The organism is Marinobacter sp. SS5-14b, from assembly GCF_030541005.1.
Taxonomy (GTDB): Bacteria; Pseudomonadota; Gammaproteobacteria; order Pseudomonadales; family Oleiphilaceae; genus Marinobacter.
On sequence record NZ_JASSVM010000005.1, the window covers coordinates 157,378 to 179,382 of the forward strand.

20 protein-coding genes are annotated in these 22,005 nt (G+C 58.2%); 6 read left to right on the forward strand and 14 right to left on the reverse strand.

The features are described from left to right. Positions 1-13 precede the first annotated feature (13 nt). Genes QPL95_RS12900 through QPL95_RS12910 form a run of 3 tightly spaced genes read left to right on the forward strand, consistent with a single transcriptional unit; the run spans position 14 to position 2,402 of the window. Entirely contained in the window at positions 14-751 is a 738-nt protein-coding gene (locus QPL95_RS12900) for a 5-oxoprolinase subunit PxpA (protein WP_303291397.1), read from the forward strand. Continuing rightward, the gene (gene pxpB, locus QPL95_RS12905) at positions 751-1,458 is read left to right on the forward strand and encodes a 5-oxoprolinase subunit PxpB (RefSeq protein WP_303291398.1); all 708 of its coding nucleotides are present in this window, start codon (positions 751-753) and stop codon (positions 1,456-1,458) included. The genes QPL95_RS12900 and pxpB overlap by 1 nt, the downstream gene beginning before the upstream one ends. Next, positions 1,455-2,402 (forward strand): biotin-dependent carboxyltransferase family protein, encoded by a 948-nt coding sequence (locus QPL95_RS12910; protein WP_303291399.1) that lies wholly within the window; start codon positions 1,455-1,457, stop codon positions 2,400-2,402. The genes pxpB and QPL95_RS12910 overlap by 4 nt, the downstream gene beginning before the upstream one ends. On the opposite strand, the gene QPL95_RS12915 is transcribed toward QPL95_RS12910, so the two are convergent. From QPL95_RS12915 to QPL95_RS12960, 10 genes are all read right to left on the reverse strand, one after another. Beyond that, positions 2,392-3,744 (reverse strand): sigma-54 dependent transcriptional regulator, encoded by a 1,353-nt coding sequence (locus tag QPL95_RS12915; protein WP_303291400.1) that lies wholly within the window; start codon positions 3,742-3,744, stop codon positions 2,392-2,394. The two genes, QPL95_RS12910 and QPL95_RS12915, sit on opposite strands and share 11 nt — an antisense overlap. Beyond that, a complete protein-coding gene (locus QPL95_RS12920) occupies positions 3,741-5,555 on the reverse strand; it encodes an ATP-binding protein (protein ID WP_303291401.1) in 1,815 nt (604 codons plus the stop codon). The genes QPL95_RS12915 and QPL95_RS12920 overlap by 4 nt, the downstream gene beginning before the upstream one ends. 94 nt (positions 5,556-5,649) lie before the next feature. Continuing rightward, positions 5,650-7,845, reverse strand: coding sequence for a TRAP transporter fused permease subunit (locus QPL95_RS12925; RefSeq protein WP_303291402.1), 2,196 nt, complete (start codon positions 7,843-7,845; stop codon positions 5,650-5,652). Between the two features lie 82 nt (positions 7,846-7,927). After that, positions 7,928-8,902: a TAXI family TRAP transporter solute-binding subunit gene (locus tag QPL95_RS12930; protein WP_303291403.1), complete on the reverse strand. Its 975-nt coding sequence runs from the start codon at positions 8,900-8,902 to the stop codon at positions 7,928-7,930. 226 nt (positions 8,903-9,128) lie between these two features. After that, a complete protein-coding gene (locus tag QPL95_RS12935; protein WP_303291404.1) occupies positions 9,129-9,554 on the reverse strand; it encodes a secondary thiamine-phosphate synthase enzyme YjbQ in 426 nt (141 codons plus the stop codon). Between the two features lie 14 nt (positions 9,555-9,568). Beyond that, positions 9,569-10,636 carry a succinylglutamate desuccinylase/aspartoacylase family protein gene (locus QPL95_RS12940; RefSeq protein ID WP_303291405.1) on the reverse strand — a complete coding sequence of 356 codons (1,068 nt, stop codon included), beginning with the start codon at positions 10,634-10,636 and terminating at the stop codon, positions 9,569-9,571. Between the two features lie 5 nt (positions 10,637-10,641). Then, entirely contained in the window at positions 10,642-11,547 is a 906-nt protein-coding gene (gene rimK, locus QPL95_RS12945) for a 30S ribosomal protein S6--L-glutamate ligase (protein ID WP_303291406.1), read from the reverse strand. A 2-nt stretch (positions 11,548-11,549) separates the two neighbouring features. After that, the gene (locus QPL95_RS12950) at positions 11,550-12,041 is read right to left on the reverse strand and encodes an ATP-dependent zinc protease (protein WP_303291407.1); all 492 of its coding nucleotides are present in this window, start codon (positions 12,039-12,041) and stop codon (positions 11,550-11,552) included. Then, positions 12,022-12,909 (reverse strand): mechanosensitive ion channel family protein, encoded by an 888-nt coding sequence (locus QPL95_RS12955; RefSeq protein WP_303291408.1) that lies wholly within the window; start codon positions 12,907-12,909, stop codon positions 12,022-12,024. The genes QPL95_RS12950 and QPL95_RS12955 overlap by 20 nt, the downstream gene beginning before the upstream one ends. A 23-nt stretch (positions 12,910-12,932) precedes the next feature. Further along, positions 12,933-13,745 (reverse strand): hypothetical protein, encoded by an 813-nt coding sequence (locus QPL95_RS12960; protein WP_303291409.1) that lies wholly within the window; start codon positions 13,743-13,745, stop codon positions 12,933-12,935. Positions 13,746-13,883: 138 nt separating this feature from the next. Here QPL95_RS12960 and phrB point away from each other — a divergent pair, with 138 nt between their 5' ends. Further along, a complete protein-coding gene (gene phrB, locus QPL95_RS12965) occupies positions 13,884-15,275 on the forward strand; it encodes a deoxyribodipyrimidine photo-lyase (RefSeq protein ID WP_303291410.1) in 1,392 nt (463 codons plus the stop codon). Between the two features lie 142 nt (positions 15,276-15,417). Here the strand turns inward: phrB and QPL95_RS12970 are convergent, their stop codons facing one another. Genes QPL95_RS12970 through hemA form a run of 4 tightly spaced genes read right to left on the reverse strand, consistent with a single transcriptional unit; the run spans position 15,418 to position 19,394 of the window. Next, positions 15,418-16,164: a molybdopterin-synthase adenylyltransferase MoeB gene (locus tag QPL95_RS12970; RefSeq protein ID WP_303291411.1), complete on the reverse strand. Its 747-nt coding sequence runs from the start codon at positions 16,162-16,164 to the stop codon at positions 15,418-15,420. 11 nt (positions 16,165-16,175) lie between these two features. Then, positions 16,176-17,030 carry a peptide chain release factor N(5)-glutamine methyltransferase gene (prmC, locus tag QPL95_RS12975; protein ID WP_303291412.1) on the reverse strand — a complete coding sequence of 285 codons (855 nt, stop codon included), beginning with the start codon at positions 17,028-17,030 and terminating at the stop codon, positions 16,176-16,178. Next, positions 17,020-18,108, reverse strand: coding sequence for a peptide chain release factor 1 (gene prfA, locus QPL95_RS12980; RefSeq protein WP_303291413.1), 1,089 nt, complete (start codon positions 18,106-18,108; stop codon positions 17,020-17,022). The genes prmC and prfA overlap by 11 nt, the downstream gene beginning before the upstream one ends. Then, positions 18,105-19,394, reverse strand: coding sequence for a glutamyl-tRNA reductase (gene hemA, locus QPL95_RS12985; RefSeq protein WP_303291414.1), 1,290 nt, complete (start codon positions 19,392-19,394; stop codon positions 18,105-18,107). Before hemA ends, prfA begins: the two co-directional genes overlap by 4 nt. A 233-nt stretch (positions 19,395-19,627) precedes the next feature. On the opposite strand from hemA, the gene QPL95_RS12990 reads away from it, so the two are divergent. Both QPL95_RS12990 and lolB read left to right on the forward strand, forming a co-directional pair. After that, positions 19,628-21,382: a tetratricopeptide repeat protein gene (locus QPL95_RS12990; protein ID WP_303291415.1), complete on the forward strand. Its 1,755-nt coding sequence runs from the start codon at positions 19,628-19,630 to the stop codon at positions 21,380-21,382. Further along, a complete protein-coding gene (lolB, locus tag QPL95_RS12995) occupies positions 21,379-22,005 on the forward strand; it encodes a lipoprotein insertase outer membrane protein LolB (RefSeq protein WP_303291416.1) in 627 nt (208 codons plus the stop codon). The genes QPL95_RS12990 and lolB overlap by 4 nt, the downstream gene beginning before the upstream one ends.

The following is a 22,005-nucleotide window of genomic DNA, read 5'->3' on the forward strand; positions in this document are numbered from 1 at the left end:
CCCGGAGGCGCTTATGCTATTGAATTGTGATCTGGGAGAAAGCTTTGGCGCCTGGACCATGGGCATGGACGAACAGGTCATGCCCTACATAGACCAGGCGAACATCGCCTGCGGCTTTCACGCCGGAGACCCGATGACCATGCATAAAACGGTACGCCTTGCGCTGGCGCACGGTGTCACTCTCGGTGCACACCCGGCCTACCCCGACCTGCAGGGCTTTGGCCGGCGCTCCATTGCGGTCAGCACAGAAGAAATCAGCGCACTCATCCGGTATCAAGTCGGTGCTTTGAGCCAGATTGCCGCCTCGGAAGGTGGCGCTCTCCACTACGTGAAACCGCACGGTGCGCTGTACAACGACATGATGCGCAGCGAGGCAATTCTGGAGGCCGTGCTGGTGGCTATTCAGACCTCACCCCAACCACTGGCGTTGATGGCCATGACCACCGCCGACAATCAGCCCTTGAAAGCCGCCTGTCACCAGCACGGCGTAGCGTTGCTGCTGGAGGCTTTTGCGGACCGGGCCTACGACCAGAACGGCTATATCGTTGCCCGCAACCGGCCCGGCGCGGTGCACCATGATCAGCAGACCATCGTTGAACAGGCCAGAAACCTGTCCGCCGGCAAACCCATTCAGACGATCGACGGCGCCTCGCTGCACCTTGAAGCAGACACACTTTGCGTACACGGCGATAACGCAGACGCCGTCGCAGCCGTCAAAGCCATCCGGGAAGCGCTGGGAGCAAGGGGCTGATGTTCTGGCGCCATGAAATAACCGGCGTCGATTCCGTTACCCTGCACTTTGGCGAGCGCATCGACATTCAACTGGTTGAGCGAATTCATCGAGCCGCAGAGGCACTCAGATACAGGCTCGCCGGGCGGCTTATCGATACGGTTCCTTCCTACACCACACTGCTGCTCCGTTACGACCTGTTGCACGATGACCTGTCGAGCTTGATGGCCTCAGTGGCTGACACCCTGGCCGACCTGCCGGATGCGGCCTCCGAAAGTACCGACAGCGACACCATCGAGATTCCCGTGTTCTACCACCCCAGTGTCGGCCCCGATCTGAGTACGATTGCCACCCGTGTGGGCCTTTCTATAGAACAGGTAATTGAGCAACACAGCCGTGAAACCTACAACGTGTTTGCCATCGGCTTCGCACCCGGATTTGCGTACCTCGGGCAAGTGCCCGAGACACTGAGCACACCCCGGCAAGCCACGCCAAGGCCGAAAGTGCCAGCGGGAACCCTGGGCATTGCCGACACCCAGACTGCTATCTACCCGCTGCAATCACCCGGGGGCTGGAATTTGATTGGTCGCACACCCCTGACTCTGTTTGACCCCCACCGCGACCAGCCCTCGCTGCTGGAGGCCGGCCAGCGGGTTCGATTCCGTCCGATAGGCCAGGAGGAATATCTAAAGCTTGGCGGGCAATTTGACGACGGAGACACCCAATGAGCAAACAGGTCGGCTTCGTCTTCAGCAAACCGGGATTTCTGAGCCTGCTTCAAGACGCAGGGCGCAGAGGCGTGATGCACATGGGGCTTACCAGTGGTGGCGCGATGGATCGCCACGCGTGGGCCTGGGCAAACCGACTGGTGGGGAACCGCTATGCTTCAGCGGCCCTGGAAATCACCTTCGGCCGTGTCGAATTTACCTGCGAGCTCAACACCTGGATAGCCGTCACCGGTGCTCACGCGCCCTGTTTCATCAATGGGAGACCACAATCGCTGTGGACAGCACTGCCCGTGAGGGCGGGCGATACCGTTACCCTCGGTGCTCCCAGCACAGGCATTCGCTCTTATCTGGCCGTTGCCGGTGGATTCCAGATTGAAACCGGGCCGGGTGGCAGCTGCGCCAACTTTGTGCGCGAGGGGCTCGGTGGCGTAAGGGGGGATGGCCACCCGCTGAAAGAAGGCGACCGCCTGCCGTGCCCGACCGGACTGCCGCCCATCAAAAACCGGAAAGTACCCGAATCCTGGCAACCGGACTACAAAGAGGAGCTCACTCTGGCAGTATTGACCGGTGCTCAGATAGACCGCTTCCCTGCCCGGGTTCTGCACACTTTTTTTACCAATCCCTACACCCTGTCCCCGCAAGCGGATCGAATGGGCGCCCGCCTCAAGGGCCCGGGACTGGAAGTACACGGCACCTCGCTGATCTCGGAAGGCACCAGCCTCGGCGCCATTCAGGTGCCGCCTGACGGCCAACCGATCATCCTGCTGAACGACCGGCAAACCATCGGCGGCTACCCGAAACTCGGGGCAGTCACGCCCAGAAGCCTGGATGCACTCGCCCAGCGGCCGCCCGGTAGCAGGCTCCGGTTTCGAGCGACGCCTTTGCATGAAGCCCAGCTGGAAGAACGGCGATTTTTACAGTTTTTCTGTGGGCTCAGTCTTTGAATTCAGCCTTATCCAATCCGTGCTTTTTCATCTTGTCGTAGAGGGTCTTTCGGGCAATCCCGAGCTGCACCATCGTATCTTTGATACTGCCCTGACAGGTGTTCAACGCACTGACGATAGCGGACCGCTCGAAACCATCCATGAGCTCAGACAGTGTCTGGCGACTGGTCAGATTACCCCCGTCGGAGCTCTCGTTGCCTTCCAGCGCCGCTGGCCCCAGCAGCACATAACGCTCGGCCAGGTTGCGAAGCTCTCTGACGTTACCAGGCCAGGAATGCTGCATCAGACGAGCGGCCTGCCGCGCATCCAGAGGAACACTTTCCCGGTCGTATCGGGCGGCCGCGATCAGCGCAAAGTGATGGAACAGGTTGGGAATGTCCTCCTTGCGGTCCCGAAGCGGAGGAATATCCACCTTCACCACGTTCAACCGGTAATAGAGGTCCGGGCGAAACTCACCGTCATCGCTGAGTTTCTTAAGATCCGCCTTGGTCGCTGCGATGATACGGACATCTACATCCACCGCCTGATTACTGCCCAGGCGCTCAACCCGAAGTTCCTCAAGCACCCGCAGCAGCTTCACCTGCAGCGGCATCGGCATGCTTTCCACTTCATCCAGGAACAACGTGCCCCGGTGCGCGTGCTCGATCTTTCCGATACGGCGCTTGTCCGCGCCGGTAAAGGCACCGGCTTCATGGCCAAACAATTCACTTTCAATCAGGTTTTCTGGCACCGCACCGCAGTTGATGGCCACAAAGTTATGGGCGCTGCGGGGGCTGCTTTCGTGGATATAGCGGGCTAAAGCGTCCTTACCGGAACCGGTTTCACCGTGCAACAGTACGTTCGCTGAAATATCCAGAATCGGCTCGATGGTAGCCATCACCCTCTGCATGCTGGGGGAGTCCCCCAGAATCCGCGGTCCGGGTTTGGCCAGTTGCCGGAGCTGGGCTTTCAGCCGGCGATTTTCCAGGGCCAGATGCCGTTTTTCCAGCGCATGGCGCAGAAGCTCTATGAGTTCGTCATGGTCAAACGGCTTTTCGATGAAGTCGTAGGCGCCTTGCTGCATGGCAGACACCGCCGTGCTGATATCGCCCTGCCCGGTCAGCAGAATCACCGGAATGTCCTGATCAATGCCCTGGATATTCTGCAGCAACTCCAGGCCATCCATACCCGGCATGTTGTAGTCGCACAGGACAATGCCTTCAAACTCCGGTCGCACCTGTTTCAAAGCGGATGCACCATCTGCAAAACAGGCTACCGATATCTCCTCCAGCGCCAGGGTCTGCTCCATTACCGGCCGGATATCCGGGTCGTCATCGACAAAAATTACTGAAGGTGTGGTCATTCCTCTGCCCTACGCTGTTTCAGTTTCAGAACGAACTCGGCACCGGGGCCATCGGCCCGGTTGTGGCCGGTCAGGCTGCCACCAAGTGCTTCCACAATCTGCCGGGAAATGGACAACCCGAGACCCAGGCCCTGTTTTACCGAACGCGTTGTGAAGAACGGCTCGAACACTCGCTCCGTATTTCCCGGCAAACCGTGGCCATTGTCTCTCACGAGACAACGCCAATAATCGCCCTCTTCGGTCATCAGAATCTCAATTTCAGGCTGTTCCTGGCCCTCGACAGCCTGCACAGCATTCGCCAGCAGATTCACCAGTACCTGTTCAACCCGGATCAGGTCACCGTGGCACATCAAGGCAGAACCCGGTCGCTGCCAGCGAATAGTGATGCCCTCACTGGCATTCTGGGCGGTGATGATTTTCAGTGCTGCATCCACCGGCAACCTCAAATCCACCACCGACGGCGGGCCCTCAGATTTCCGGGCAAACACTTTGAATTGCCGGATCAACTCCGCCATCTTGTCGCACAGGATGACCATCTCCTGCAGATTCGCGTCAACCATATCGGCGTCGCCCCGCTCCAGAAATTTCCGGCTGTTGCGTGCGTAGGCCTGGATGGCCGTCAGCGGCTGATTAAGCTCATGGTTCAGCCCGGCCGACATTTGCCCGAGCACCGCCAGCTTGGCCGCCTGAATCAGTTCTTGCTGGGTTTCCCTGAGCTCGGTCTGGGTGCGCTCGCGTTCCTGAATTTCCCCCAGCAACTGATCGTTCGACCGCTTCAGATCTGCCGTACGCTGCGCTACCCTACGCTCCAACTGCTCACCACGCAGCGCCAGTTCGCGCTCACGGCGATAACGTTCGCGCAGGTACAGCCAGGTCAGAAAGCCAGCCAGAAACACCGCCCCGCCGCCCAGCAAAAATCCCGCCCGCGTCCAGGCTACTTGGCGGGTTTCCGCAAACACCATCAGTTGCCAATCGAGCCTCGGCAAATCCGTGCTGACGGCCAGGTAGTCCCGCTCCTCACCCTGTTCATACATTCGGATACGTGATGACTGCTCAGACAGCACCCAGGGTTTGCCCTGAATGCCGAATTCCATAGGCCTCAGGTCACGTTCAGGATAGCGTTGCTGGACTCTCGCGCTCTTGCCGTCATCGCCTTCTGGCAGAAAGTCCCGATACAGCCAGCCGGTATTGCTGGCCAGAAAGCTTATGCCATCACCATCAATAACCACCATGTCTGCCTGGCGCCGGAAATCTGGCCGGTGCCATTGAGATTCCAGCTCATGAACCAGAACCTTGACCGCAACCACCCCCAGGATCTTCCCTCGCTCGTCCCGAACCGGATGAGAGAAATACAGGCCGCGCTCGAGGGACATGATCCCCAACGCAAAATACACCACAGATTCGCCCGTCTTCACGGCATCCGAAAAGTAAGGGCGAAAGGCGTAGTTGTTGCCAACGAAGGTATTGGGCTGACCAAAATTGTTGGCCGCAATGGTGAGGCCAGACAGGTCCATCAAGTAGATATCAGAACCACCCACAATGATCGCCATTCGCTGCATCTGCTCATTAGCCCTGAGCAGGGTAACGGGATCATCCGGGTGTTTGAGCGCCTCAGCCAGCAACGGATGCTCGGCCACCAGCTCCGGAACCGGGAGATAGCGGTTGAGTTCGTTGGCAACCAGTTGGCGATAGCGGAAGGCTTCCTGCACGCTGTCCTGCTCGAGTTGCCGGTAACCAAACCAACCCCCAAGCACCCAGGACAACAGCAAGGTAACCATCAGAACGACAACAACGCTGATCCGGTAGAGCATGTGCACGGGTTCCGCCAAAGCCTCTAGACTAGCGCCCGCAAACGGGCAGGACAACTGGCCTTTACGCCAGCCGCCCTGCCTGACCGCTGCCATTTCAGGCGGCGGCCAGCCCGGGTGCGCGTTTACGCTGGATCAGCATGGCCACAACCGCCAGCCCGATGCCGGCGAGGTCTGTCCAAACGCCGCCTTCAATAGTCAGCAAGGCCGCAGCGATCAGCAACAGGCGCACCAACGCCGGTGCCGCCGAGCGGGCAAACCAGCCCAGCACGCCAGCAGACAGCAGGTACACCCCGAAGGTCGCGGTCACCAGGGCCCGGGCAATCTCGAACCAGCCCGCTTCCATCAACAACGCACCGTTGTAGAAGAACATGAACGGCACAATAAAGGCCGCAATGCCAATGCGGAACGACGCCACCGACGTTGCCATGGCATTAGCCCCGGAAATGCCCGCTGCGGCGTAAGACGCCAGCGCAACCGGAGGCGTAATGGCCGACACCACTGCAAAATAGAACACAAAGAAATGCGCCGTCAGCGGCTCGATGCCCAGCTGCACCAGGCCTGGAGCAACCACAGAGGCCGCCACCGCGTAGGCGGCTGTGGTTGGCATGCCCATACCCAGAAGTATCGATATGAACATAGCAAACACCAGCGCCAGCAGATGGCTGTGGGCCGCGACATCCAATAGCAGTACCGAGAAGCGAGCACCCACACCGGTCAGTGAGATGACACCCACAATAATGCCGGCAGCGGCGCACACCACGATGATCTGGATCGACATGTAAGCGGCAATTTCAAAAGCCCGCAGAATCTCGCGAACACCCATTTTATTGGGCGAAATCCAACTCACTACCGCAGCAGAAACGGTTGCCAGCGTACCGGCCCGGATGACCGAGTAGCCCTGGAACAGTGCCACGATCAAAATGATGATCGGCGCAAACAGATAGACCTGCCTCGCGAGACGACGCAGGTTGGGCAGCTCATCGGCACGCATTCCCCGCATGCCAAGCTTCTTCGCTTCGAAATCCACCATAAAGAAGACCGAAGCGAAGTACAGAATGGCCGGAATAATCGCGGCAATCGCAATCTCGGTATAGGGAATGCCGGTGATCTCCGCCATGATGAACGCGCCCGCGCCCATGATCGGCGGCATGATCTGACCCCCGGTGGAGGCCGCAGCTTCCACCGCGCCGGCGGACTCTTTGCTGTAGCCCACCCGTTTCATCAGCGGAATGGTCAGCGAGCCGGTAGAGACCACGTTACCGGCACTGGTGCCGTTGATCATGCCCATCAAGCCTGAGGCAAAAATCGCCACTTTGGCGGGGCCGCCCCGCGAGCGCCCGGCTGCGGCAAAGGCAAAGTTCACAAAGTAGTCACCCACCTTGGATGCCTGCAAAAAAGCCGCGAAGATAATGAACAGAATGATGTAGGTAGACGACACGGCCGTGGTCGGCCCCAATATACCGGCGTCGGTATACACCTGACTGAAGAAACGCTGAACCGACAGCCCGGGATAGCCGAGGAACCCAGGCAGATACGGGCCCGCAAAGACATACACCAGAAACACCAGGCCAATAACCACCAGAGCCAGCCCCGCTACCCGTCGAGTCAGCTCCATAATCAGTGCAGAACCCGCAACGGCGGCAAAGGAAATACCCACCGGTGCAAAGGCAGTCCCCGTGGTCATTCGCATGGATGTGTTGAAAACCACCAACAGATAGGCGGCTACAGCTACCGAACACACAATCAACACAAGGTCGGGCACGCTGAAACGGGCACGGTCACGCTGGTGGAACCAGCTCATGACAATGCCGATGCCAGAAGCCGCGAGCAAGGGCCAGCCAAAATGCCAGGTTTCCAGCTCAACGGGAATGCGCAGGGTTCCAGCCTGAACCAACTGCTGGAATGCGTAGGTCTGGTAGAGCGCGTAAAAGGCAGGAACCAGTGCCGCAGCACCAATCCAGGTTGTCCAGCGATGACGGGCTGTCCCTTCTTCAGCCGACACAAATCGGGCACCCGCAAATAGAATGAAGCCCAGCACCAGTGCCCCGGCAACGTGCACAATCCGGAACGACCAGGTTTCCATGGGCGAGACGTTCAGCGTGTACAGGTGAAACACCGAATAGGCGATGGCCAGCATAATCACAAACTTGAGCAGCCATCCGGTGAACAATCGGCGATTCGCCTCAACCGGCTCCTCATCCACGTCGTGCGCCAGGATGTGATCTTCGTTAATCGTCAGGTTCTCAGCCAACGGCTGTTCACCCTCTGAGGGAAAGTGTTCTTTGGTCATGATAAGTCCTGCCTGAAGATAAGGCGGTTATTCGGGGTCAACCAGGCCCCGGATGCCCAAAGCACCCGGGGCCAATGCCTTATTACTTGATGGCACTGGCTTCGATGGTGAAGCCATTTTCGTTAAACCAGCGGGCAGAACCCGGGTGCCACGGCAGCACATTGTTCTTCGTATAGTTTTCCGGAATGGAATGGCGAGCCGCTTTGTGAATCGACACCATCTTCTCGTTGTTCTCCATGGTCAGCTTGGTGATCTCATAGACAAAGCTCTCTGGCATGTCGCAGTTCACCATCGCAAAGTTCCACATGGACACAACGCGGGAAGGCGCTTCCAGGGACTGATAGGTCGTGGCCGGAATGACAAATTCAGAAACCGGGAAGGCCTCGACGATCTTCTTCGCTTCCTCGTCATTCATGCCAATAATGTTCACATCGGTCTGAACTTCCAGCTGGCTGACAGCCGGGATCGGAATGCCGGCCGCAAAGGCCACCACATCAATCAGGCCATCCTGCAACTGGCTACCCAGATCAGACCAGCTGCCGTTGCGGCGCTCAAACTTCACACCCAGGGTTTCCATCATGCGAGGGAAGTAGGTATCAGAGGTGGAACCTGCAGGACCGAAGCCAATGGTGGCGCCATCCGGAATATCAGAAATGGAGGTAATACCGGAGCTGGACAGAGCGGTAATCGAGAACGGCGTTTCATACATCGGGAACATCGCACACACGTTGTCCATCTTCATGCCCGGAGCCAGAGGACTTTCACCGTCCATCGATTCACGGGCAGGACCCAACGTGGTGAGGCCGAACTTCAGATCACCCGTGTGCACCAGCGCCATGTTCTGCACCGGGCCACCGGTGATCTCGGCACCGCCAGACACGCCCAGGTTTTCAGCCACAAAGTTCGCCCAGCCTGAACCATAAGCGAAATAGGTGCCGCCCTGACTTGCGGTACCAACGGTAAAGTTATCCGGCCAGCCTGCACGATCCTGGGCAACAACAGGGCCTGCAACAACGGAGGTGGCGAGCGCAGCCGCCACGATGACTTGAAGTTTCATAAAGGAATGCTCCCGATTCATTTTGTTGGTTGGGTGCTTGAGGTCTTTGATGACCCCTGGCAACCCTTTCAGCAAAGTCTGAGCCAGGACAAAAAAATTATTTTAAAACATTGAGTTACGAAATACCCAGGAATGAAAGGCGAAATAATGTGTGAAAACCCACCCATTTGGGCAGGCACTCTGGGTGAAACATGACCCAAATGGTTCTAGCCTGAGCTTTCAGTCGTTACCAACGCCCCTGCAAGGTCGCCACAATCTTCCGCCCACCAGCCTGGTTCCGGTGCTCGCAGAGGTAAATCCCCTGCCAGGTACCCAGTGCCAGCTGGCCGTGGCTGATGGGAATAGTGAGCGACGGGCCTATGAGCACGCTTTTTATATGGGAGGTGGTATCGTCTGGCCCTTCCAGGGTGTGCTCATAGTAGTCGGCGTGTTCCGGCACCATCACGTTGAAATGCCGCTCCAGGTCACCGCGCACGTCCGGGTCGGCATTCTCGTTGATCGCCAGTGATGCGGAGGTGTGCTGGATGAACAGGTTCAGCAAGCCTACCTCGCAGTTGGTCAGCTCCGGGGCCTGGGCAAGGATTTCATGGGTAACCAGGTTGAAGCCCCGGGGCATCGGCGGTAGCTCAATGATGTTCTGGTGCCAGATCATGGCGGCTCCTCGGATTACTTTTGAATCTCATCCCACGGGTGCACGGGCACCACGGCATCTTCCGACATTTCGTTCTCGTAGGAGCTGCGGAAGTAATCCATGGCTTTCTCGGCCTCGCCCAGCTCATCAAACCGGGCAATGTGGTAGATCGCCTCACCTTCGTTTACCAACGGCAGGTTGTTCACGCAGATGACAATGCCAGAGCACGGGGAAGTAATCGCCACTTCTGACTCACCAAAGGGGTCCGCCACCATGGCCAGCTTCTGGCCTTTACGCACTTTCTGGCCAAGGCTGGCCACCGGGCGCATGATGCCGTCCATATCAGCCCGCACCCACTGGGAGTTGGCGGCGGTTTCCGAACGTTTCTTCGGCGCTTTCGGGCCTTTTTTGGCGGGCACCATTTCCAGCTCACGCATGACCCGGATGATGCCCTTCACGCCGCTGGCAATGACCACGTCATCAAAGCGCAGGGCTTCACCACCTTCAAAGGTGATCACAGGAATGTCGAGTGAATCGGCATACGCCCGCAAGCTGCCTTCGCGCAAACCAGCGTTAATGATGATCGGCGCACCAAAGGCCTCTGCCATGCGTTCGGTTTCCGGGTTTTTCAGTTCAGCGCGTATCTGCGGCAGGTTGAAGCGATGAACAGCGCCGGTGTGCAGGTCGATGATGTGGGTGACGTTTTCCATGATCTGTGTGCGTAACAGATAGGCGATACGACCACCCAGAGAACCGCTTTCCGAGCCAGGAAAGCAGCGGTTCAAATCACGGCGGTCCGGCAGGTAGCGGGTACGCTGTACAAACCCGAAGATATTGACAATGGGTACCGCGACAAGCGTGCCTCGAAGGTATCGAAGCGCCGAGTTTTTCAGCACCCGGCGAATGATTTCTACACCGTTGATCTCATCGCCGTGGATGGCGCCACAGACCATCAGCACCGGGCCATCGCGGCGGCCGTGAACCACTTCGACCGGAATGTGCAATGGCGTATGGGTGTAGAGCTTAGCCACCGGTACTTCCACCGTTTCCCGGGTGCCGGCCTTTACCTGCACACCGGCAATTTCAAAGGGTGCTCTTGCCATCGGCTTCAACCTCGACCCCGGGTTTTGGTTTTCCATGGGCTGTAATTTTTCTCGGTCCAGTTGATGATCATGCCCGCAACGTTTTTTCCGGTCGCGTTTTCAATGCCTTCAAGGCCAGGAGATGAGTTTACTTCCATCACCAGCGGGCCGCGGCTGGAGCGCAACAAATCCACACCCGCCACGTTCAGGCCCATGGCTTTGGCAGCAGTAATGGCGGTACGCCGCTCTTCCGGCGTAATGCGCACCAGCGAAGCCGTGCCGCCCCGGTGCAAGTTCGAACGGAATTCGCCTTCGGCGCCCTGGCGCTTCATCGCGGCAATCACCTTGTCGCCAATCACGAAGCACCGGATGTCAGCGCCACCGGCTTCCTTGATAAATTCCTGCACCAGAATATCGGCTTTCAGGCCCATAAAGGCTTCGATCACGCTTTCAGCGGCTTTACGGGTTTCCGCCAACACCACACCGATACCCTGAGTGCCCTGCAGCAGTTTGATCACCACCGGCGCGCCGCCCACCATTTTCAGCAGCTCTGGCACGTTGTCGGGTTTGTTGGCGAATCCGGTTACCGGCATGCCAACGCCTTTTCGGGCCAGCAACTGCAGGGAGCGAAGCTTGTCCCGGGAACGGGTGATGGCTACGGATTCGTTTAACGGGAATACGCCCATCATCTCGAACTGGCGCAGTACCGCAGTTCCGTAAAAGGTGACCGAGGCGCCAATCCGCGGGATCACCACGTCGAAGTCTTCCAGCACTTCCTCGTGATAATGAATCAACGGGTTCGCGGAGGTAATGTTCATGGAGCAATGGAGGGCGTCGATCACCTTCACTTCGTGACCACGGTTGACGCCTTCCTCAACCAGGCGCCGGGTTGAGTAAAGGTGACGGTTTCGCGACAGTACCGCAATTTTCATGATCAGGTCCTTGGTGCCGGTTCGCCGGCAAGATAAGAAGCTTCAGGGTAAACAACGGAGCGGCCCGACATTGCCGTGCGCCCCAATAGCATCCGGAACCGCATGGAATCCCGGTTAGTCAATGTCATTTCAATCGGCCAGCTCTGGTTACCCACCGTAAGGGTGGTTTCTATCACCAACCGCAACTCTTTGTGGCCACCGGAATCGGATACCGTACGCTCATCCAGAACTTTGGCGTCGCACTCAACCACGTGTTGCAGATCATTCTGCACCGGGTGCACCCAGAACTTCACCCGGCGCTCACCGTTTTCAGTATAGGGCTCAGTACGGAAGGTGTGCAGGCACGAGGTTCGAGCCCCGGTGTCCACCTTCGCCTTGAGGCGTTCAATACCCAAATCCGGCAACCCCACCCACTCTCGCCAGCCAAGCCCGACTTTGTGATCATTGGGGGTGGGAGGTGTGGTTTTGATTGCTTCAGTCGTGCTTGTCGACATCCGGAAAATCCTTATCTTTTTGTTGTTCCGGACCTAGCAACTGCACCCGGAATGGCTCGGAATGGCTACCGGCATAAACGCTGGTATGGGGGAATGGTATTTCAATACCTTCTTTATCCAGGGTTTTCTTGATAGCGACCATCATACTGCCCCGCCCATCAAAGAATTTTTCTTTCGGTACCCAGAACGAGAACTGCAAATCAACGGAAGACGCGCCAAATCCGGTGACCAACACGAAGGGTTTGGGCTCCTCAAGACTCTCGGGGTTCTGCTCTGCCAGGTCCAGCAGCAGGGTGCTCACTTTCTCTACATCTTCTGCGTAGGCGATCCCGATGGCCAGATCAATACGCCTGATCGGAAATTTCGAGCGGTTGATCACCCGGGTTTTAATGAGGGTTTCATTGGGTATTCGCACATACAGGTTGTCGGGCGTGCGCAGCTTTACGCTCAACAGGTCAATGGCCACCACTTCGCCAGTGGTGGCATCCACGTCGATCACATCCCCTATCTCGAAGGGCTTTTCAATCACCAGGAACAGGCCGCTAATAATGTTAGAAGCGGAAGTCTGGGACGCAAATCCGATGGCTACGGTCAGAATGCCTGCCGCACCCAGCAGCACCTCCAGTGAAAAACCGGCTTCCCGAAGCGCAGCCATGGCAAACAGCAGGAACACCAGGTAAAAAAACAGCCGGCGAATCAGTACCTGATGGTGGCGAGACGTACGCTTCTCCAGCACCCGGCCAGTGCTCCGGGCCACAAAACCGGCCAGCACGATGCCCAGCACCAGCAAAAAGCCTGCGGACAACCATTGGCCCCAGGCAATGCCGTTAATAAGGTCGGTTGCGGTTACCTGTATTGCATCAATCAACAGTGCAGCTCCTGAGCCTGGGGTCAGCCAAACAGATTATCAACGGCCCGAACCAGGCGCCGGCCCTTGGCCAGCCTTTCCCGGGCCGGAGCAATGGGCGTGCAGTTGCCTGCCGCGGGCAGAACGGCCTGGTCTATCCGAAGACTGGCTGAACTCATGTCGGTTTCGCACTCTACCGTTACGCCGTTGGTCCAAAGCTGATCTTTCTCGTTCCGATAGAGCGCAAGCAAGGGCGTGGGGAGATTAAAACGCTCCAGTAACAAGGCGCTCTCACGTCGATTGGTAATCGTTACCGGCGTCACCGCACGCCAAGGGCGCTTGGGAACGGCCTCCAGTGCAAGCCGCCCGTAAGTAGATGAGGCATAACAAAGCTCGCCCTCCATCGTGTTTCTGCCCAGCCAGGTCATCGAAGGTTGAGCCAATGGCATGTCGGCAAGCTCCGTTTGCGCATCGCCAACACAGATTTTCATCCACAAAGTGGTGCCGACATACAACACACAGCGTCCACCGGCCGGAATGGTCAACGGCTGAAACGGGCGGATCACCGTGGGCAAAGGTGCCATGGCCGGATAGTAGCGAACAACACCGTTGTCGCCTGCCCGAACAAACCTCTGGGATGGAAGATCAGACGATGGAAGCGTATGCCCTGTTGCCAAAACCCAGTTCTGGGGTTCCGAATCCGGGTTGAGGGGCTCTACCCTGACCTGCCACTCCATATCCAGCAACGTAACCCACAGGCGAGAGTGACCAAGCTGATGCTTCTGAGTCTGGCCGGAGGCCAGTTGATAGGGCTGAGCCCAGACACCATCCTGCGGGTTTTCGGGGTGATCGGTCATGCCTCGAAAACTCTCCTTTTTCGTGTCAGGCTTTGTTCGTTAACTATAATCCAATCCTGCACCTGCAGCGAATATACAAGCCAATGATTTACGGGATGTAATTACCCTTATTCCTCAACAACGCTGGTGAATGGCTTTATGACACAGCTGGTCTGGTTTCGAAACGACCTCCGCCTGGCCGACAACCCGGCCCTGACTGCCGCGTGTAAAAGTGGCCAGCCGGTGCGGGCCTGTTTTGTGGTAACACCTGACCAATGGCAGGAGCACGATTGGTCTGCGGCGCGGGTAAAGTTTTTGCTGAGTCACGCCAACGCTCTGGCCACGCAGCTGGCTTCGCTGGGTATCGCTTTCTCGTTTATCAAAGCCGAAAGGTTTGCCGACAGCCTCGACGCCCTTGAGGCATTCTGCCGCCAGCATGACATTTCACAGGTTCACTTCAACGAGGAATACGGCGTTAATGAACGCAGGCGGGACAAGCAGTTTCACGAGCGATTGTCCGCGCTTGAGATACCCGTGAATAAATACCGGGACCAGACCGTCGCTCCGGTGGGCCAGATCCTGACTCAACAGAATGAGCCCTATTCTGTGTTCACTCCCTTTTCGCGCCGCTGGCGCAGCTGGATCGAAGAAACCCGACCAACCCTTTACCCGGCGCCTTCCGCCATGGGCCCGGCGGTGACGCCGGAGCAGACCGATACCCTGCCCGCCCCTTTCCGGGACGCCCCGGAGCCGCTGGCGGCCATCGGCGAAGCCGCCGCCCACGACCAGCTGGATGAGTTTTTGGCCGAGCGGGCAGCTGGCTACAAAGACAACCGGGACTTCCCGGCTGTGGACGGCACCAGCCAGCTCTCTCCGTACCTGGCCAACGGTGTGCTGTCTGGCCGCCAGTGCCTGATTGCCGCCCGGCAAACCGGCGCTTCCGGTGAGGGCATCGAAACCTGGATCAATGAAATTGCCTGGCGGGACTTCTACATCAACATCCTTTACCACTACCCTCGGGTGAGTATGGGCCGGGCGTTCAAGGAGGAAACCGAGGCTTTGGTGTGGAATGAGCCCGGTGAGCATTTTGAAGCCTGGAAGGAAGGCCGCACCGGCATTCCCATTGTGGATGCGGCTATGCGCCAGCTGAAAGCGACGGGCTGGATGCACAACCGCCTGCGGATGATTACCGCGATGTTTCTGACCAAGAACCTGTTCATTGACTGGCGACTGGGCGAAGCGTGGTTTATGCAGAATCTGGTGGATGGCTTTCTGGCATCCAACAACGGTGGCTGGCAGTGGAGTGCCTCCACCGGCACGGATGCGGCACCTTACTTTCGGGTGTTCAATCCAGAGACTCAGAGTGAGCGTTTTGACCCGAAAGGGGAGTTTATCAGGCAGTGGGTTCCGGAGTTGGCCAAGCTGGATAACAAGCGCATCCACGACCCCTCCAAAGGTGGCGTCATCCCGAAAGGCTACCCTAGACCTGTCGTGGACCTGAAAGAATCCCGCAAAGAAGCTATCGCAAAGTTTCAGGCTTTGAAGGACTAATACATTGGAATCTCGTTGCCGATCAGGGTTGGGGGGGGCTTTCCAAAACACGCCGTGAATACGTCCCTGTAGGCTCCGTTCCGCCATCCATGGCTCCACAGGGTTTTGGAAAGCCCCCCCCAACCCTGATCTATCTTTTGAGTTAGCCGGCACAAACCGGGCAATCAGGATCTTTCGCCAGTTTCATTTCCCGCCATTCCATGTGCCAGGCATCCAGGATCAGTAAACGGCCAACAAGTGGCCTACCAACACCGGCGATAACTTTGATGGCTTCCATAGCCTGAGCCGAGCCAATCATACCGACCAACGGGGCGATAACACCGGCTTCGGAACAGGTCAGATCTTCATTACCCTGCTCGGGATACAAACAGTGGTAACAGGGGCTGTCTGGCTGCCGGGGATCGTAAACGGATAACTGACCTTCGCCACGGATCGCGGCGCCAGACACCAATGGAACACCTGAAGCTACTGAAGCCCGGTTCAGGGAGAAACGGGTGTTGAAGTTGTCGGTACAGTCCAGCACCAGCGTGGATTCGGCAAACAACTGCTTGAGATCGTCACCATCTACACGGCGATTGACCGCATTTACGGTAATCTCCGGGTTAATAGCCCGAACCCGCTCCGCCAGGCGTTCTGCCTTCGAGTCACCCAACCAACTTTGTTCAAACGCGATCTGGCGTTGCAGGTTGGCCAGTTCAATCTGGTCGTCATCCACCAGGGTCAGGTGGCCCACACCGGCCGCCCCCAGGTAAAGCGCTACCGGGCAACCCAGGCCGCCAGCACCGACCACGAGTACGCGGGCAGCTTTGAGGGCTTCCTGGCCGGCGATGTCGAACCGGGGGATCAGAATCTGGCGGCTGTAGCGGAGCAGTTCGTCGTCGCTGAGCATGGTTGTTCTCGCTATTGGTCGCGTGTCGGTTTTTGCGCCAGGGTCATGCGATCGTTGCCGCCGTAGTCTTTGCGGGTGTCTATATTGGCCCAGCCGGCAGCGGCAAACAAATCCCGCACTGCGGGGCCCTGGTCATAGCCGTGCTCCAGCAACATCCAGCCGTTTGGGTTGAGCCAGTTCAGGCCTTCGGTGACCAGCAGGCGAATGTCGTCCAGGCCGTCGTCGCCGGCCACCAGGGCCGAGGATGGCTCGAAACGCACGTCACCTTCGTTCAGATGGTGATCGCTGGCAGGAATGTAAGGCGGGTTGGAGATCAGCAGGTCGAAGGTGGCGGCCGGAAGCTGGTCAAACCAGTGGCTCTGCACCACAGTGATCGGCAGGTTCAGGGATTCACTGTTGGCGCGTGCCAGTTCAACGGCTTCGCTGATTCTATCGCTGGCCATAATCTGCCAGCCAGGCTTTTCGCTGGCCAGAGCCAAAGCGATAGCGCCGGTGCCAGTGCCGAGATCCAGCACATGGGCCTGTTCGGGCAGTTGCAGGGTTAACGCCGTTTCAACCAGGCACTCAGTGTCTGGCCGGGGAATCAAGGTAGACGGGCTGACGCGAAGCGGCAATGACCAGAATTCCTGTTGTCCCAGCAAGTAGGCGATGGGTTTACCGTTGGCTCTTTCGTTGACCAGAGAGAGAAACACTTTGGCCTGGCCGGCGTCTACTTCCCGCTCAGGCCAGGCCCGGAAGCTGGTGCGGTTCAGGCCGGTGGTGTGGCTCAGCAACAGTTCGGCATCCAGCCGGGGTGAATCGCCGCCGATCCGGGCCGCGGCCTGTGTGATAAGGGTTTCGCAGATCAGTCGGGGCTCACTGGTCATGGGCCAGTTCAGCCAACAATTCGGCCTGGTGTTCTTGTTGCAGCGGCACAATCACAGCATCCAGATCGCCGGTGATCACTTCATCCAGCTTGTACAGGGTCAGGTTGATGCGATGGTCGGTCACCCGGCCCTGAGGGAAATTATAGGTGCGGATGCGCTCGGAGCGGTCGCCACTGCCCACCAGACTCTTGCGGGTTTCTGCCATGCTTTTCTGCTGGCGTTCCAGCTCGGCATTTTTCAGACGCGAGGCCAGCAGGCTCATGGCCTTGGCCCGGTTTTTGTGTTGGGAGCGCTCTTCCTGGCACTCCACCACCATGCCTGTGGGCACGTGGGTAATCCGAATGGCTGAATCGGTCTTGTTGACGTGCTGACCACCGGCACCGGACGCGCGGAAGGTGTCTACACGCAAGTCGGCCTTGTTGATTTCAACGGCTTCGGCTTCGTCGGCTTCCGGGATGACAGCAACGGTGCAGGCCGAGGTGTGTATGCGGCCCTGGGATTCAGTTTCCGGCACCCGCTGTACCCGGTGTGCCCCGGATTCGAATTTGAGGGCCCCGTACACTCCATCGCCAGACAGCCTGGCAATCATCTCTTTATAGCCACCGTGTTCGCCTTCGTTTTCACTCAGCACTTCTACCTGCCAGCGGCGCTTTTCGGCGTAACGGGAATACATCCGGAACAGGTCGCCGGCAAAAATCGCAGCTTCGTCACCCCCGGTGCCGGCTCGCACTTCCAGAAACACGTTTTTGGTATCGTTGGGGTCTTTAGGCAGCATTAACCGCTGCAACTCTGCATCCAGCTCTTCGCTTCGCGCCTCTGCGCTGGCCAGTTCTTCCTCGGCCATGGCGCGCATTTCAGCGTCACCGTCCTTGGCCAGCTCTTTCGCTTCGCCAATGTCGGCCAGGGACACCTGCCACGACTGAAAACACTTCACCACGGGCTCGATTTCCGAGAATTCCCGGGACAACTCCCGAAATTTATCCTGATTGGCAATAACAGAGGCATCGCTCAGCAGCGCGTTCACCTCCTCGAACCGCTCAACCAGCTGTTCAAGGCGGGACTGAATGGATGGCTTCATAGTTTTTCCGTGGTGGTAGGCTCGTCAGCTTCCAGGGCGTCCAGCTGATACAGCTCCCGCAGGCAGTCGGTCACTTCCGTGCGCCCCTCAGCCATGGCTTTACGCACCTGTATGGAAGGTTGGTGCAGAAGTTTATTGGTAAGGCCCCTGGCCAGGCTGCGGAGGGCAGTTTCAGGGTCGCCACCATTACGCAATGCCCTCAGCGCTTTTTCGGTTTCCGCATCCCTGAGCAGCTCCGCTCGCTCACGGAACAGCTTCAGGGTAGAAACCGCATCCAAAGCCCGCAGCTGGTCGAGAAAATCCTGCACACCACTGGCGATCAGGTTTTCGGCTTCTCGGGCGGCGCCTTCCCGGGACCGGATATTCTCTTCAATGACCTGGCGCAGGTCATCCACGGTGTAAAGATAAACGTCGGCCAAAGACCCGACTTCAGGTTCAATATCCCGAGGAACGGCGATATCGACCATGAAGTAAGGGCGGTGCTTGCGCTTCTTCAGGGCGCGCTCGACAGCCCCCTTGCCCAGAATCGGCAGCGGGCTGGCCGTCGAGGAAATAACGATGTCGACATCCGCCAGGTAGTCCGGAATTTCCGACAGCAGAATACCCTTGCCACCGTGGGTTTCCGCCAGCAGCTGGGCCCGCTCCAGCGTCCGGTTGGCCACCAGAAACTGTTTAACACCCGCCTCAGCCAGGTGCCGGGAGACCAACTCGATGGTTTTGCCGGCACCAATCAACAACGCCTTGTTGCGGGACATATCCGCAAAAATGTGATGAGCCATGCTCACCGAGGCATAGGCGACAGAAACCGGGTTCTCACCAATGGCGGTCTGGGTACGTACGCGCTTGGCCACGGAAAAAGTGTGTTCAAACAAGCGGGACAGGAACGACCCCGTGGCGCAATGTTCTCGGGCCAGCGCGTAGGCATCTTTCAGCTGCCCCAGGATCTGTGGTTCTCCCAGAACCATGGAGTCCAGGCCGGCAGCCACGCGCATCATGTGTCGAACAGCATCCGAATCCCGGTGCACATACAGCACGTTTTCCAGATCGGCTACGTCCAGGTCATGAAAGCCCGCCAGCCAGCGCAACACCGACGCCGCGCAATCATCATCGCCAGCCAGATAAAGCTCGGTACGGTTACAGGTCGAAAGGATGGCCGCTTCCCCGGCACCCGACGCCACACGCAGTTCGGAGAAGGCCTCGGCCATCCGCTCCGGCGTGAACGCTACCCGCTCGCGGATCTCCACGGGCGCGGTACGGTGATTTATTCCCAGTGTCAGCAATGCCATTGTGCGGTCACAAAACCTTAATCCAGTGGAAGACAACAAGCCCTCATTCTACCGGCGCAACCCCGCGCCTGCCACCTGAAAACACCCCGCCTTCGGCAACTGCGGACATGTTGGGCAAGTTCAGGTGCTTATGCCATTATAGTGGCTCGACTTTGGCCGCAAACCGATCTGCCTCAATTTCCGGGCAAAGAACGGTTCTTCTGAAACACAGCCTAGAGCACACAGGAAGCTGCATGCAAAAAAACGCACCATACCTGGCCATCTGCCTGCTGGGATTGACCATCGCCGCCTTGCCCGGCTGCGCCAGCTTTTCCGGATCGTCAGAGCAGGCCACACCGGAAGCCGAGCCAACAAGCCTTTCAGAAGCGGTGGCCGCCGACATTCAGTACGCAGACTTCGAGCCCGAAGTGCTCTACCAGCTGCTGTCCGCAGAAATTGCCGCCCAGCGGGGCCGGTACGATGTCACGCTGGTGAACTATCTCCAGGCCGCAAAAACATCAAAAGACAACGGCGTTATCGAACGGGCCATGCGAATTGCCCAGTCCCTCAACGCAGACAACGCCCAGCAACAGTTAGCCGAGTTGTGGCTGAAGCAATCCCCGGACAACCTTCAGGCGCACCGAGTCGCCGCCATTCAGGCAGTAAAACGCCAACAACTTGAGACCGCGCTTTTCCACATGGAAGAGATCATGACCCAGGGCGAAGACGCGGATTTTGACAGCCTTGCAGCGATGGCGGCAGGGCTTCCGCCGGCACAGCAGCAGGAGCTGCTGGCGTTGTACCAGCGCCTGGCCGAGCGACACCCAGGCACTCCGGATCTGGAGTACAGCATTTCCCTCCTGATGAAGATCACCGGTGCACCGGAAGAGGCCCTGGCACGGCTCGAAAACCTGCTTGTGCAAGAGCCTGACTTCCAGCCTGCCATTATTCTCAAGGGCGACCTGCTGTATCAGACCGGCCAGAAAAAAGAAGCACTGAACTACCTGACCGCGAATACACGGCGGTTCCCCGCCAACCGGCAGATGGGCACACTTTATGGCCGAATGCTGATCAACGAAGGCGAACTGCAGGCGGCCCAGGATGAATTCGACCGGCTGGTAAAACGTTATCCGGATACCCCGGGGCTCAGGCTGTCACACGCTCTGGTTGCACTGGAGAACAAACAGACCGAACTGGCCCGAAACGAACTTACCCGGTTGATCGAGCAAGGGCACCACACCAATGAAGCCAGCTATTATTTAGGCCGAATTGAAGAAGAGGCCGATAACATCATTCAGGCGATTGGTTACTACCAAAGCGTGGAACAAGGCAACTACTTCTTCCCCGCCCTGGCGCGGGCCAGCGAACTACAAGCCCAGACAGGCGAGCTGGACAAAGCCCTCAGCCACCTGCAATCGCTCAAGGAGAACAATCCGGAGCAGACAGAGAAATTCTTGCTGCTGGAAGTTAATCTTCTGATCGACCAGGACCAGACGCCGCAAGCGCTGTCTGCCGCAGATGCAGCACTTGAGTCGTTCCCTGAGAATATCGAAATTCGCTATGCCCGGGCCATGCTGCTGGACTCCATGGGCCAGCATGAGAAAGCCGAGCAGGACCTGAGAACCATCCTCGGCATCCAGCCCGACAGTTCCGTAACCCTTAACGCGCTGGGCTACATACTGACCGAGCGCACCGACCGACTGGACGAAGCCCGGGGTTACATTGAAAAAGCCCTGACACTTGATCCCGAAAACCCCGCCATCCTCGACAGCATGGGGTGGGTGCTCTTCCGGCAAGGAAAAGTATCAGAGGCGCTGGGCTACCTGTCCCGGGCATGGGCAGCCTACCCTGACCCCGAAGTGGCCGCTCACTACGGTGAGGCACTCTGGGTATCCGGTGAAGAAGAACAGGCACGCATTGTCTGGGAAGAGGGGCTTGATGCGGACCCCGACCATGAAATCCTCCAGGAAACCGTCGAGCGCCTGAACAACAAGGGGAGCAATGAATGACCTGTCGGATACCGCTGCTACTGGCATTTTTGCTTGCCCTGACAGGCTGCACCACCATTCAACTGGAACCCTTGCCCGAAGGCATGACCGATCAACCTCCGGCAGACTGGGCCAAACGAACCGCCACGCTGACCCGGTTTGATGACTGGCAACTGTCCGGAAAATTGGCCGTGAAACAGCCATCCGACAGCGGAACCGCCATCATCAACCGATGGCAACAACAAGGTGAGCGGTACGACCTCGCCCTGTCGTCGTCGTTTCTCGGGATGGGCAGCACACAACTCAAGGGCGTGCCCGGGTTCATCGAACTGACTATGGCCGACGGCGAAACCTATCAGTCCTCAGACCCCGAAACCCTGGTTGCTGCAGCGACCGGCTGGCAGCTGCCGATCGACAACCTCGCCTGGTGGATCAGAGGGTTGCCGGCACCCGACGGGGACTTCCGCTTACTGTTCGACGAGCAGAACCGGCTCGCCATACTCAAACAGAACGGATGGGAAATACGCTACGACCGTTGGCAGGCCTTTGTCGAGAACGTCCCTGAGCTGCCCGCCCGGGTGACCGCCCTGAAGGACGACAAACGCGTTCGAGTCGTTATCAGCCGCTGGCAACGCGGGAGCTGA